We start from the raw sequence: 13,086 nt of genomic DNA, 5'->3' as shown, positions 1-13,086 counted from the left end.
GGACCCGTGGCCGATCCACGGGCCGCTTATCAATTCGGAGGATCCGAGATCGTGACTACCCAACGCACCTCAGGGCGGCGCAAGCAGGCCATGGCCGCTGCCGCAGTGGTCGCCGCGCTGCTGACCACAGCGGCGTGCGGCGGCGGTGGCAATGACAACGAGGGCTCGAAGGACGGCGCGGCCGGCTTCAACGCCGCCAACAACAAGGTCGCCCAGGCTTCCCTCGCCAAGAAGGGCGGCACCCTGAAGTTCGCCGGAGCCCAGGACGCCGACTCGTGGGACACCACGCGCGGCTACTACGGCTTCATGTGGAACTTCGCGCGCTACTACAGCCGTCAGCTCGTCACCAACAAGACGGAGCCCGGCGCGGCGGGTGCCGAGATCACGCCGGACCTCGCCACCAGCACGGCCAAGATCTCGCCCGACGGCAAGACCTACACGTACACCCTGCGTGACGGCATCACCTGGGAGGACGGCAAGCCGATCACCTCCAAGGACATCAAGTACGGCATCGAGCGCGTGTGGGCGCAGGACGTGCTGTCCGGTGGTCCGGTGTACCTGAAGGACATGCTCGACCCGAAGGGCGAGTACCAGGGCCCGTACAAGGACAAGTCGGCCGACAAGCTGGGTCTGAAGGCGATCGAGACGCCCGACGACAAGACCATCGTCTTCAAGCTGCCCCAGGCCAACTCCGACTTCGAGGAGGTCCTCGCGCTGGTCTCGGCGTCCCCGGTCCGCCAGGACAAGGACACCAAGTCCAAGTACGGCCTGCGTCCGTTCTCCTCCGGCCCGTACAAGTTCGAGTCGTACGACCCGGGCAAGTCGCTGACGCTGGTCCGCAACACCGAGTGGAAGCAGGACTCGGACCCGGTCCGCAAGGCGTACCCGGACAAGATCACGGTCAACTTCTTCACCAACGCCAATGACCTGGACCAGCGCCTGATCAAGGGCGACTTCCACCTGGACATCAACCAGACCGGTATGTCGCCGCAGGGCCGTACCGCGGCCCTGAAGCAGCACAAGGGCAACCTGGACAACCCGGTCTCCGGTTACATCCGCTACGCGGTCTTCCCGCAGAGCGTGAAGCCGTTCGACAACATCGAGTGCCGCAAGGCCGTGATCTACGGCGCGGACCACGTCTCGCTGCAGACCGCGCGCGGTGGCCCGGTCGCCGGTGGCGACATCGGCACCAACATGCTGCCGCCGTCCGTCCCGGGCGCCGAAGGCCAGAAGTACGACCCGTACGAGCTCGCCGGCGCCGACAAGAACGGCAACGTCGCCAAGGCCAAGGAAGCTCTGAAGGCCTGCGGTCAGCCGAACGGCTTCAAGACCACCATCGCGGTCCGCAACAACAAGCCCGCCGAGGTGGCCACCGCCGAGTCCCTGCAGGCGTCGCTGAAGAAGGTCGGCATCACCGCCGACATCGAGCAGTACGACGGCTCGCAGACCACCGGCATCATCGGCAGCCCTGCGAACGTGAAGAAGAAGGGCTTCGGCATCATCATCATGGGCTGGGGCCCGGACTTCCCGACCGTCCAGGGCTTCGGTCTGCCGCTGTGGGACAGCAAGTACATCCTCGACAGCGGTAACAGCAACTACGCCCTGATCAACGACAAGGCGATCGACGGCCTGTTCGACTCCTACGTCAAGGAGCTGGACGACGCGAAGAAGACCCAGATCGCCACGGACATCAACCACAAGGTCATGGAGGGCGGCTACTACCTGCCCTTCGTCTTCGAGAAGTTCATCAACTGGCGCTCGAGCGACCTGGCGAACGTCTACACGACCGACGGCTACAGCGGTATGTACGACTTCATCAACCTGGGTCTGAAGTCCCCGAAGTAAACCCGGCACACCCGCCGTACGGCACGAAAGGCAGGTGAAGGCCGGCGCGGCGTGACCGCGGGCCACCGGAAGACCTCCGGTGGCCCGTAGTCCGCAGCGGGCCGAGAGCTGTGCTCGCTTACCTCATCAGGCGGCTGTTCGCCGCCGCAGTGATGCTGGTGGTCATCATCGTGGTGGTCTTCGGCATCTTCTTCCTCGTCCCCAAGTGGGCGGGGGTCGACGTGGCCACGAGCTTCGTGGGCAAGCAGGCCGACCCCGCCGCCGTTGAGGCGGTGGCGCAGAAGCTGAAGCTGGACGAACCGATCATCGTCCAGGTCTGGGAGTTCTTCAAAGGCCTCTTCGTCGGCCGGACCTACGCGGGCGGCGGGGACGTCACCCAGTGTTCGGCCCCTTGCTTCGGCTACTCCTTCCGCAGCGAGCAGGCCATCTGGCCGGTGCTCACCGACCGCTTCCCGGTGACCCTGGCGCTGGCGCTCGGTGCGGCCGTGCTGTGGCTGATCTTCGGTGTCGCCGCCGGCGTGCTCTCCGCTCTCAAGCGCGGCAGCATCTGGGACCGCGGCGCGATGGTCGTCGCCCTCGGCGGCGTCTCGCTCCCCATCTACTTCACGGGCCTGCTCAGCCTGGCGATCTTCAGCTACGGACTGGGCTGGATCGACGCCCAGTACGTGCCCCTGGAGGACAGCTTCACCGGCTGGCTCGGCGGCATGATCCTGCCCTGGATCACCCTCGCCTTCCTCTATGCGGCGATGTACGCCCGGATCACCCGCGCCACCATGCTGGAGATCCTCGGCGAGGACTACATCCGCACCGCTCGCGCCAAGGGGCTGAAGGAACAGACCGTCATCGGCAAGCACGCCATGCGTTCCACGATGACGCCCATCCTGACCATGCTCGGTATGGACCTCGGCGCCCTGATCGGCGGTGCCATCCTCACCGAGACAACCTTCAGCCTGCCCGGCCTCGGCCAGGCGGTGCTCCAGGCAATCAAGAACCAGGACCTGCCGATCATCCTCGGCGTCACGCTGATCACCTCCCTCGCGGTGCTCCTCGCGAACCTGCTCGTGGACGTCCTGTACGCCGTGATCGACCCCCGAGTGAGGCTCGCATGACCGAACTCAGCAAGACGGGGGCGGCCGTGGGTGAGCCCGTCAGCGGCTCGCCCGCCCCCACCGCCTTCCTCGAAGTACGCGACCTGAAGGTGCACTTCCCCACCGACGACGGCCTGGTGAAGTCCGTCGACGGGCTCAGCTTCACGCTGGAGAAGGGCAAGACCCTCGGCATCGTGGGCGAGTCGGGCTCCGGCAAGTCGGTGACCTCGCTCGGCATCATGGGCCTGCACACCGCGGGCCAGTACGGCAAGCGCAAGGCGCAGATCTCCGGGGAGATCTGGCTGGACGGGACGGAGCTGCTGTCCGCCGACCCCGACCACGTGCGCAAGCTGCGCGGCCGTGAGATGGCGATGATCTTCCAGGACCCGCTGTCCGCGCTGCACCCGTACTACACGATCGGCCAGCAGATCGTGGAGGCGTACCGCATACACCACGACGTGGACAAGAAGACCGCCAAGCGCCGCGCCGTGGAGATGCTCGACCGGGTGGGCATCCCCCAGCCGGACAAGCGGGTGGACAACTACCCGCACGAGTTCTCCGGCGGTATGCGCCAGCGCGCGATGATCGCGATGTCGCTGGTGAACAATCCCGAGCTGCTGATCGCGGACGAGCCGACGACCGCCCTGGACGTGACCGTCCAGGCGCAGATCCTCGACCTCATCCGGGACCTGCAGAAGGAGTTCGGCTCCGCGGTCATCATCATCACCCACGACCTGGGTGTGGTCGCCGAGCTCTCCGACGACATCCTGGTGATGTACGGCGGCCGGTGCGTCGAGCGCGGCCCGGCCGAGAAGGTGTTCTACGAGCCCCGGCACCCCTACACCTGGGGCCTGCTCGGCTCGATGCCCCGTCTCGACCGTGACCAGCAGGAGCGGCTCATCCCGGTCAAGGGCTCCCCGCCCTCGCTGATCAACATCCCGTCCGGCTGCGCCTTCAACCCGCGCTGCCCGTACGCCGACCTGCCCAAGGACAACGTCACCCGCACGGTCCGCCCCGAGCTGACCGAGGTCGGCAGCAAGCACTGGGCGGCCTGCCACATGACCCAGGAGCAGCGGCAGCGGATCTGGACCGAAGAGATTGCGCCCAAGCTGTGAGCGAGAAACCCAAGGACACAGCCGTGACGAACCCCGCGCAGAGCCAGGGCGCCGCGACCCTCACCAAGGACCCCGCACCCGGCGAGACCCTGCTGAAGGTGACCGGGCTGCAGAAGCACTTCCCGATCCGCAAGGGCCTGCTCCAGCGGCAGGTCGGCGCGGTGCGGGCGGTCGACGGGCTCGACTTCGAGGTGCGCGCGGGCGAAACCCTGGGCGTCGTGGGCGAGTCGGGCTGCGGCAAGTCGACGATGGGCCGGCTGATCACCCGGCTGCTCGAACCGACCGCCGGCACGGTGGAGTTCGAGGGCAAGGACATCACGCACCTGAACGTGAGCGGGATGCGCCCGCTGCGCCGTGACGTCCAGATGATCTTCCAGGACCCGTACTCGTCGCTGAACCCGCGCCACACCATCGGCACCATCATCGGCGCACCCTTCAAGCTCCAGGGCGTCACGCCCGAGGGCGGCGTCAAGAAGGAAGTGCAGCGGCTGCTGTCGGTGGTCGGCCTCAACCCCGAGCACTACAACCGCTATCCGCACGAGTTCTCCGGCGGTCAGCGCCAGCGCATCGGCATCGCCCGCGCGCTCGCGCTCAACCCCAAGCTGGTCGTGGCGGACGAGCCGGTCTCCGCGCTGGACGTGTCGATCCAGGCGCAGGTGGTGAACCTGCTGGACGACCTCCAGCAGGAGCTGGGCCTGACGTATGTGATCATCGCCCACGACCTGTCCGTCGTGCGCCATGTATCGGACCGCATCGCGGTGATGTACCTCGGCAAGATCGTGGAACTCGCGGACCGCGACTCGCTGTACAAGGCGCCGATGCACCCGTACACCAAGGCCCTGATGTCGGCGGTGCCCATCCCGGACCCGGCGCGGCGGGGCGCCAAGAGCGAGCGCATCCTGCTCCAGGGTGACGTGCCCTCGCCGATCGCGCCGCCGAGCGGCTGCCGCTTCCACACCCGGTGCTGGAAGGCCACGCAGATCTGCAAGACCACCGAGCCGCCGATGCTGGAGCTGAAGCCGGGTCAGCGGGTCGCCTGCCACCACCCGGAGAACGCGGAGGACCAGGCACCGCAGGACACGGTGCTGCTGTCCGCGGCCAAGGAGGCGGGCGAACTGGTGCCGGACGCGGTGCTGGCGGAGTCGGCGCAGACCTCGCAGGCCGTGGCGAACGAGACCGCCGCCGCGAAGAAGCCGGCCGTGGCGGAGGAGACCGCTGCGGAGAACCCGGCCGTGGCGAAGGAGACCGCCGCGTCGGAGGAGTCCGCCGAGGACAAGTAGGACCGGGTCCTGGACCGGGTCGCACAACCACGGGGGTTCCGCACATCGCATGTGCGGAACCCCCGTGGTCTTTCTTTGTAAGGTTCAGCATCCTGCGTAGGTAAGAATGTAAGGGTGCTCCAGCAACTGTTCACCCCGACCGTTCAGCATGTCCTGGACCTGATCGGCATCTTCGTCTTCGCGATATCCGGCGCCCTGCTCGCGGTCCGCAAGAACTTCGACGTCTTCGGCATCGCCGTCCTCGCCGAGGTCACCGCGCTGGGCGGAGGGCTGCTGCGCGATCTCGTCATCGGGGCCGTACCGCCGGCCGCCTTCACCGACCTCGGCTACTTCCTCACCCCGCTGCTCGCCGCCGCGCTCGTCTTCTTCCTCCATCCGGAGGTGGAGCGCATCCAGACGGGCGTGAACGTCTTCGACGCGGCCGGGCTCGGCCTGTTCTGCGTCGCCGGCACCACCAAGGCGTACGAGTACGGGCTGAGCCTCACCTCGTCCGCCGTCCTCGGCCTCGCCACTGCGGTCGGCGGCGGTGTCCTGCGCGACGTACTGGCCAACGACGTACCGTCCCTGGTGCGCTGGGACCGCGATCTGTACGCGGTCCCGGCGATCGTCGGCTCCACGATGGTCGTGCTCTGCATCCACTACGACGCCCTGAACCCCCTCACCACGGCCCTCGCCGCGCTCAGCGCCTTCGTGCTGAGGCTGCTCGCGATGCGCTACCACTGGCGAGCACCGCGGGCCTGGAACCGGCGGTCGACGGTGGCGGAGGAGCAGACCCCGTAGTGCGACGCCCCTCGAGGGCGGGCCCCGGGGCGCAGTGCGCCCGGTCCGGCCGGCGGAGCACGGCCGGCGACCGGGGCCGCCCAGCCGCCGGAATGCACGGAAGGGCGCCGCCGACCGGTGAAAGCTACCGCTTAGTAATGTTACGGTTCACTCATGTCAGAAGCAGCTGCCGTGCAAGCCGCCATCGGGGACAGCGAATTCGACCGGGACACCGCGGTCACCCTCCGAGAACCCGGCGTCTACGACATCGACCTGTCCGCCGGCTGGACGATCCTCAACGCCGTCAACGGCGGGTACCTGCTGGCCGTCCTGGGCCGCACGCTCGCCGACGCCCTGCCGCACCGGGACCCGTTCACCGTCTCCGCGCACTATCTGACCGCCTCTCAGCCCGGCCCCGCGGTCGTACGCACCGAGTCCGTGCGCACCGGCCGCACCCTTTCGACCGGCCAGGCCTCCCTCTTCCAGCGCGACGACCAGGGCCGCGAGGTGGAGCGGATCCGGGTCCTCGCCTCCTACGGTGACCTCGACAGCCTTCCCGACGACGTCCGCACCACCGCCGAACCGCCCGCGATCCCGCCCATCGACGAGTGCTTCGGGCCCGAGGACGGCCCCGGCGAGGTCTCCGCCGCCTCGGCCATCGCCGGGCGGCTGATGCTCAAGCTGGACCCGGCCACGCTGGGCTGGGCCGTCGGGGCGCCGTCCGGCAAGGGGGAGATGCGGTCCTGGTTCGGCCTCGCCGACGGACGGGACCACGATCCCCTCTCCCTGCTGCTCGCGGTCGACGCGCTCCCGCCGACCGCCTTCGACCTCGGTCTGTCGGGCTGGGTTCCGACCGTGGAACTGACGGTGCACATCCGCTGCCGCCCGGCACCCGGCCCCCTCCGGGTCTCCATAACCACCCGCAACCTGGCGGGCGGCTTCCTGGAGGAGGACGCGGAGGTCTGGGACGCTGCCGGCCGACTGGTCGCGCAGTCCCGGCAGTTGGCCCGGGTCAGGCTCGCCTGAGTCCTGGTCCACGACTTCTGTCACAGGGCTGTACCAGCCAGTACGCGGCACGGTTGAGGAGAAGGGCCAGGTCAGGGCGGGTTTCTTGAGGTCTGTGGGGTCGTGGGCACAGCTTCGGCACAGCCGGGACAGAGCGGACCCCCAAGGGTGATTGGTTGCATTCCGGCCACCGATCCACTCGTCCCAGGGAGGCCTTCCATGAACCGCGCACGTCTCGTCCCCGCCGTCGCGCTCCTCGCCGTGGCGCCGCTGCTCGCGGCCTGCGGCTCCGGCGACTCGTCCACGTCCACGTCCACGTCCTCGTCCACGTCCGCGGGCAACGGCAACGCGGGCGGGCAGAGCTGCCGGCCACCGTCCGGGGCGCCGAGTGGTGCACCGTCCGACGCCCCGAGTGGGGCCCCGAGCGGCGCGCCGTCCGGAGCGCCCACCGGAGCGCCCACGGGTGAACCTCCGTCGGGTGCGCCGTCCGGGGATCCTTCGGGCGCTCCCGGCGGTGGCCCCGCCGGTGGCCCCGGCGGTGGCCCCGCCGGTGGCCCCGCCGGTGGCCCCGGCGGTGGCGGTCAGGGCGGTGGCCCCGGTGGCGGCCAGGGTGGCGGTGGCTGCGACATGGGTGGCGGCGGCCCGCAGAGTCAGGACCAGAGTCAGAGCCAAGGTCAGAGCCAGGGCCGGGGACAGCAGCAGAGTCAGAACCAGAGTCAGAGCCGGGGGCAGCGGCAGAGCCAGAGCCGGAGTGAGAGTCAGGCTCAGGGCTGACGCCGGCGGACTCCGGCAGGCCGGACCGCGCGGAGCCGAGTCACCCTCAGCATCGCGAAGGGCTCGTACGAGATCTCGTACGAGCCCTTCGCGGTGTACGGTCCGTCCGGAGCGGTGCAGGCGGCCCCGCGGGCCGTCAGGTCAGCCAGTGGCGGCGGCCGATGCCGATCAGCCGGAGCTGGCGGGCCGCCACCTGGGACACCCGCTCCCGCGCCTCCTCCGACGACGCCTCAAGGAACAGCGAGGCCGTCATCAGCATCTGATCGACGTAGAGTTCGGCGAGCATCAGCAGGTCCTCGTCGCTCCACCCGGCCGACTCCGGATACTCGACCAGCGCCGCCTTCACCTCCTCGGTGAACCGGGCCAGCTGGGCGCCGATCGCGGCCCGTACCGGCTGGACCCCACCGTGCCGTTCGCGGGCGATGAAGCGCACATGGGCCGGATATGCCTGGACGTGACGTGTGATCAGCCCGACCGCGCGGGCGATGCGCTCCTCGCTGTCGCCGGGGTCGACGACGGTGGCCCTGATCATCGGGTGCAGGCTGCCCAGCGCCTCCTCCACCAGTGCGACCCCGAGATCGGCCGTCGAGTGGAAGTGGCGGTAGAAGGCGGTAGGGGCGATGCCCGCCGCGCGGGTGACCTCACGCAGGCCGAGACTGCTCAGGCTCTGCTCCTCCAGCAACCCGAGAGCCGCGTCCAGCAACGCCTGCCGGGTCTTCTGTTTCTGTGCCTGCCGGAGGCCGAGCGGGGTGTGACTCATGCCATGCAGTCAACAACTGTTCTCTTTGGTTGGAAAGCCGGGAGCGCGCTAGACTCGCCAGTCAGTGAACAACTGTAAGCGCAACTGCTCGTCGAGTCGTCCGTCGCGCATCCGTCGCGACCCCCACCGAGCGAGACGCTCACCGAGTCTTCGCAGGTCCCGACGCCGTGACCGCCGCCAGACAGACCTTCCATGACTTCCATGAGAGGCACTCATGCTCTTCCTCGTCGCAGCACTGCTGCTCCTCGGCGTCCTCCTGGGGACGGTGGCCCACGCGCCGCTCTCCGTCAGCCTCGTCGCCGGGGCCGCCATCGCCCTGTGGCTGGCCGTCTTCGCGGTTCGCGAACGGCACGGCCGCCGTCGCCACACCACGGGCTGACCGGCGGCCACCGCCGACCACTGACCGGATCGCCCAACCCACTGTCGGAGTAACGCAACCATGCAGCTCACCACCACCGCACCGGACACCCGCACCAGCGTGCGCGACGCCGACGGCATGGCCGTCGCCTCCTTCGTCCTGGGCCTGCTGGGCCTGCTCGTCCTGAACGTCTTCCTGGGCCCGACCGCCGTCGTCCTGGCCTCCGCCGCCCTCTGGCGCGGCACCACCCGGCGGGGCAGGGCGCTGCTCGGCCTCGGCCTGGGCGTGGCCGACCTGGCCGTCCTGCTGGTCCTCATGCAGCTGGACAACACGCTGTCGTGGAGCTTCGGCGGCTGACCCGGGCCAGGGGTTACCCCGACGGCGCCTGAGGCGAGCCCGGGGGTGGCCCGTAGAATCGGCCTCACCATGGCTTACCTCGACCACGCCGCGACCACCCCGATGCTCCCGGAGGCGGTCGAGGCTATGACCGCCCAGTTGAGCGTCACCGGCAACGCCTCCTCGCTCCACGCGGCCGGCCGCCGTGCCCGGCGCACCGTGGAGGAGGCCAGGGAAACCCTCGCGGACGCCCTGGGCGCCCGCCCCAGCGAGGTCGTCCTCACCTCCGGCGGCACCGAGGCCGACAACCTCGCCGTGAAGGGCCTGTACTGGGCCCGCCGCGCCGCCGACCCGGCCCGCACCCGGGTCCTCGCGAGCCCCGTCGAGCACCACGCCGTCCTCGACGCCGTGCACTGGCTCGGCGAACACGAGGGAGCCACCGTCGAATACCTTCCGGTGGACCCTTACGGCCGCGTCCATCCCGAGGCGCTGACGGAGGCGATCGCCCGCAACCCCGACGACGTCGCCCTCGCCACGGTGATGTGGGCCAACAACGAGATCGGTACGGTCATGCGGGTCCGGGAACTCGCCGAGGCCGCACGCGAGTTCGGGGTCCCGCTGCACTCCGACGCCGTCCAGGCCTTCGGCCAGGTCCCGGTCGACTTCGGCGCCTCCGGACTGGCCGCGATGACCGTCTCCGGCCACAAGATCGGCGGCCCGTACGGCATCGGCGCGCTGCTGCTGGGCCGTGAGTACAGCCCCGTACCCGTGCTGCACGGCGGCGGACAGGAACGCCATGTCCGCTCCGGCACCCTCGACGTGCCCGCCGTGGCCGCCTTCGCCGTCGCCGCGCGGCTCGCCGCCGAACAGCGCGAGTGGTTCGCCCGGGAGATCGGCGCCCTGCGCGACGACCTGGTCGACGCCGTACGCAAGGCCGTCCCGGACGCAATCCTCGGCGGCGACCCGGCCGGCTCCGGACGACTGCCCGCCAACGCCCACTTCACCTTCCCCGGCTGCGAGGGCGACTCCCTGCTGCTCCTGCTGGACGCACAGGGCATCGAGTGCTCGACGGGTTCGGCCTGCACGGCCGGCGTGGCCCAGCCCAGCCATGTCCTCCTCGCCACCGGCACCGACCCCGACCTGGCCCGCGGCACCCTGCGCTTCTCCCTCGGCCACACCTCCACGGAGGCGGACGTCGAGGCGGTGGCCAAGGCGATCGGTCCGGCGGTGGAGCGGGCCCGGACGGCAGGGCTGACCTGACCCGGCAGTGCTTCGAGGCAGCTACGCGAACCGGCCCGCCCCGGTGCGCAGGCGATGCCGGAGAAACAACCCGGGCACGCGACGCCCGCCCGAGCCGGGGCGAGGCGGATTCAGGCCCCCCGCCACACTCACGCCGGAGTGGTCGCCCCCCTGGCCTCCCGCACCAGCCCCATGTACCGGTCCCAGTCCCAAAAGCGCCCCGGATCGGTGTGGTCCGTCCCCGGGACCTCCACATGGCCGATGATGTGCTCGCGGTCCACGGGAATCCCGTACCGCTCGCAGATCCCGGCCGTAAGCCGCGCCGACGACTCGTACATCTCGTCCGTGAACGACGAGGCACGCTCCACGAATCCCTCGTGCTCGATGCCGATGCTGCGTTCGTTGTACTCGCGGTTGCCCGCGTGGAACGCCACGTCCAGCTCGCGGATCATCTGAGTGACCCGCCCGTCCTTGCGGACGATGTAGTGCGCCGCGGCACCATGGCCCGGGTCCTGGAACACCTTCACCGCGCTGTCGAAGCTGCCCTGGGTGACATGGATGATCACCATGTCTATGCCGTAGTCGTCGGGCCGGTCCGCACGCCGCCAGTTCGCCGAGGAAGCCGCCACCCACCGCGCGCTGACGAAGTCGACCTCGCCCTCCTTGCGCGGCTTCTCCACACCGGGCATGCGCCACCACAGGCGCGACAACTCGTCCCGTGCGAGCGCGGCCGTGCCCGCGGCGGCGAGGGCGCCGCCGATCAACAGCGCCCGCCGCCCCATGCGCCCGTCCGCGTCCGCGGCCTTGTGGCCGTTCGTCTCGCCCATGCGATCTTCAACGGTTGGTCACGGGCCCCGGTTCCCGGGCCCGTGACACTGCACGGTTGCCCGTACTCTTGAAGAGTTATGACTGAGACTTCCGAGCGCCCCCGACCCCTTCGTGTACTGGCCGCCATGTCCGGCGGGGTGGACTCCGCCGTGGCCGCCGCCCGGGCGGCGGAAGCCGGCCACGACGTGACCGGTGTCCATCTCGCGCTCTCGGCGAACCCGCAGTCCTTCCGCACCGGCGCGCGGGGCTGCTGCACCATCGAGGACTCCCGCGACGCCCGCCGCGCCGCGGACGTCATCGGTATCCCGTTCTACGTCTGGGACCTCGCGGAGCGCTTCCGTGAGGATGTGGTGGAGGACTTCGTCGCCGAGTACGAGGCCGGCCGCACCCCGAACCCGTGCCTGCGCTGCAACGAGAAGATCAAGTTCGCGGCCCTGCTGGACAAGGCCCTGGCGCTGGGCTTCGACGCGGTCTGCACGGGCCACTACGCGAAGGTGCTCGTGAACGAGGACGGCACCCGCGAGCTGCACCGCGCCTCCGACATGGCGAAGGACCAGTCGTACGTGCTCGGGGTGCTGGACGACCGCCAGCTCGCCCACGCGATGTTCCCGCTCGGCGACACCGTGACCACGAAGGACGAGATCCGCGCGGAGGCCGAGCGGCGCGGCCTCGCCGTCGCGAAGAAGCCCGACTCGCACGACATCTGCTTCATCGCCGACGGCGACACCCAGGGCTTCCTCGCCGACCGCCTGGGCAGGGCGGAGGGCGACATCGTGGACGAGTCCGGCGCGGTCCTCGGCAAGCACGAGGGCGCGTTCGGCTTCACGATCGGGCAGCGCAAGGGCCTGCGCATCGGCACTCCCGCCGCGGACGGCAAGCCCCGCTACGTGCTCGACATCTCGCCGGTGAACAACACCGTGACGGTGGGCCCGGCCGCGTCCCTCGACGTCACGGCGCTGACCGCGATCAAGCCCCGCTGGTGCGGCGTGGCCCCCTCGGGCCCGGGCACGTACACGGCTCAGCTCAGGGCGCACGGGAGCGAGACCCCGGTCACCGCCGAACTCGTCGACGACCGCCTCGAGGTCACCTTCAGCGAGCCGGTCCGAGGCGTCGCCCCGGGCCAGGCGGTCGTGCTCTACGACGGGACGCGCGTGGTGGGTTCGGCGACGATCGCGTCGACCACGCGCGCGGAGACGGCGGTGGCGTAGTCCGCCAGACCGGCACGGGCGCCACACCGGCAACGGCGCCACACCGGCAACGGCGCCACACCGGCAACGGCGCCACACCGGCAACGGCGCCACACCGTCACCGGCGGGATCAAGCGGTCGCTCGAGTTCTACGACACCTCCACCTCGTAGAAGCACAGGTGGTCCTTGATCTGCGCCACCTCCGGCTTGGGCTCCGGGTAAGCCCACACCAGATCCGCGGTGTCCGGCAGGGACCAGTAGGAGGCCGTCCCCTTGAACGGGCAGTAGGTGTGGGTCTCCGAGGGAGTCAGCAGGTCCAGCCGTACGTCCTCGGGCGGGAGGTAGTAGCGCACCGGGCAGCCGGTCTCCCGCAGGAGGAGGGGCCGGTCGCTCTCCGCGAGGACCTGGTCCCCGTGGAGGACGCGTACGTGCTCGGTGCTCTGCTCGATGGTGATCGTGTGTCCTTCGGCCATACCTGAAGAAGCGCTCGCGGAGCGGAGGTTCTTCCCGCG

The 13,086-nt window shown here is 69.9% G+C and carries 13 protein-coding genes; 10 read left to right on the top strand and 3 right to left on the bottom strand.

What is annotated here, in order from left to right:
* Positions 1-51: 51 nt before the first annotated feature.
* The 6 genes from EF387_RS31870 to EF387_RS31845 all read left to right on the top strand — a co-directional run bounded on the left by EF387_RS31870 (position 52) and on the right by EF387_RS31845 (position 7,113).
* Complete coding sequence (locus EF387_RS31870; RefSeq protein ID WP_128380123.1) at positions 52-1,845, top strand: ABC transporter substrate-binding protein; 1,794 nt, start codon at positions 52-54, stop codon at positions 1,843-1,845.
* A 110-nt stretch (positions 1,846-1,955) separates the two neighbouring features.
* The gene (locus tag EF387_RS31865) at positions 1,956-2,954 is read left to right on the top strand and encodes an ABC transporter permease (protein ID WP_128380122.1); all 999 of its coding nucleotides are present in this window, start codon (positions 1,956-1,958) and stop codon (positions 2,952-2,954) included.
* The gene (locus EF387_RS31860) at positions 2,951-4,048 is read left to right on the top strand and encodes an ABC transporter ATP-binding protein (protein WP_128380121.1); all 1,098 of its coding nucleotides are present in this window, start codon (positions 2,951-2,953) and stop codon (positions 4,046-4,048) included. Before EF387_RS31865 ends, EF387_RS31860 begins: the two co-directional genes overlap by 4 nt.
* 23 nt (positions 4,049-4,071) lie before the next feature.
* Positions 4,072-5,328: a dipeptide ABC transporter ATP-binding protein gene (locus EF387_RS31855; RefSeq protein ID WP_238431822.1), complete on the top strand. Its 1,257-nt coding sequence runs from the start codon at positions 4,072-4,074 to the stop codon at positions 5,326-5,328.
* 114 nt (positions 5,329-5,442) lie between these two features.
* Positions 5,443-6,108 (top strand): trimeric intracellular cation channel family protein, encoded by a 666-nt coding sequence (locus tag EF387_RS31850; protein ID WP_128380119.1) that lies wholly within the window; start codon positions 5,443-5,445, stop codon positions 6,106-6,108.
* A gap of 153 nt (positions 6,109-6,261) precedes the next feature.
* Positions 6,262-7,113, top strand: a complete 852-nt coding sequence (locus tag EF387_RS31845) for a thioesterase family protein (RefSeq protein ID WP_128380118.1) — start codon at positions 6,262-6,264, stop codon at positions 7,111-7,113.
* An 889-nt stretch (positions 7,114-8,002) separates the two neighbouring features.
* Here the strand turns inward: EF387_RS31845 and EF387_RS31830 are convergent.
* A complete protein-coding gene (locus tag EF387_RS31830; RefSeq protein WP_128380117.1) occupies positions 8,003-8,626 on the bottom strand; it encodes a TetR family transcriptional regulator in 624 nt (207 codons plus the stop codon).
* Between the two features lie 214 nt (positions 8,627-8,840).
* Here EF387_RS31830 and EF387_RS47595 point away from each other — a divergent pair, with 214 nt between their 5' ends.
* From EF387_RS47595 to EF387_RS31820, 3 genes are all read left to right on the top strand, one after another.
* Positions 8,841-9,005 carry a hypothetical protein gene (locus EF387_RS47595; RefSeq protein WP_202918427.1) on the top strand — a complete coding sequence of 55 codons (165 nt, stop codon included), beginning with the start codon at positions 8,841-8,843 and terminating at the stop codon, positions 9,003-9,005.
* A gap of 60 nt (positions 9,006-9,065) precedes the next feature.
* Entirely contained in the window at positions 9,066-9,341 is a 276-nt protein-coding gene (locus EF387_RS31825) for a DUF4190 domain-containing protein (RefSeq protein ID WP_128380116.1), read from the top strand.
* Positions 9,342-9,410: 69 nt separating this feature from the next.
* The gene (locus EF387_RS31820; RefSeq protein ID WP_128380115.1) at positions 9,411-10,580 is read left to right on the top strand and encodes a cysteine desulfurase family protein; all 1,170 of its coding nucleotides are present in this window, start codon (positions 9,411-9,413) and stop codon (positions 10,578-10,580) included.
* Positions 10,581-10,708: 128 nt separating this feature from the next.
* On the opposite strand, the gene EF387_RS31815 is transcribed toward EF387_RS31820, so the two are convergent.
* Positions 10,709-11,386 (bottom strand): N-acetylmuramoyl-L-alanine amidase, encoded by a 678-nt coding sequence (locus EF387_RS31815; protein ID WP_128380114.1) that lies wholly within the window; start codon positions 11,384-11,386, stop codon positions 10,709-10,711.
* 78 nt (positions 11,387-11,464) lie between these two features.
* Between EF387_RS31815 and mnmA the strand changes: the two genes are divergently transcribed.
* Positions 11,465-12,595: a tRNA 2-thiouridine(34) synthase MnmA gene (gene mnmA / locus EF387_RS31810; RefSeq protein ID WP_128380113.1), complete on the top strand. Its 1,131-nt coding sequence runs from the start codon at positions 11,465-11,467 to the stop codon at positions 12,593-12,595.
* Between the two features lie 128 nt (positions 12,596-12,723).
* Here mnmA and EF387_RS31805 read toward each other — a convergent pair whose 3' ends face one another.
* Positions 12,724-13,047 carry a DUF427 domain-containing protein gene (locus tag EF387_RS31805; RefSeq protein ID WP_128380112.1) on the bottom strand — a complete coding sequence of 108 codons (324 nt, stop codon included), beginning with the start codon at positions 13,045-13,047 and terminating at the stop codon, positions 12,724-12,726.
* Between the last annotated feature and the right edge of the window lie 39 nt (positions 13,048-13,086).

Origin of the sequence: Streptomyces cavernae (genome assembly GCF_004023625.1) — a bacterium.
Lineage (GTDB): Bacteria > Actinomycetota > Actinomycetes > Streptomycetales > Streptomycetaceae > Streptomyces > Streptomyces cavernae.
Note: the sequence above shows the minus strand (reverse complement) of the source record. Positions and strands in the feature narration are given on the sequence as shown.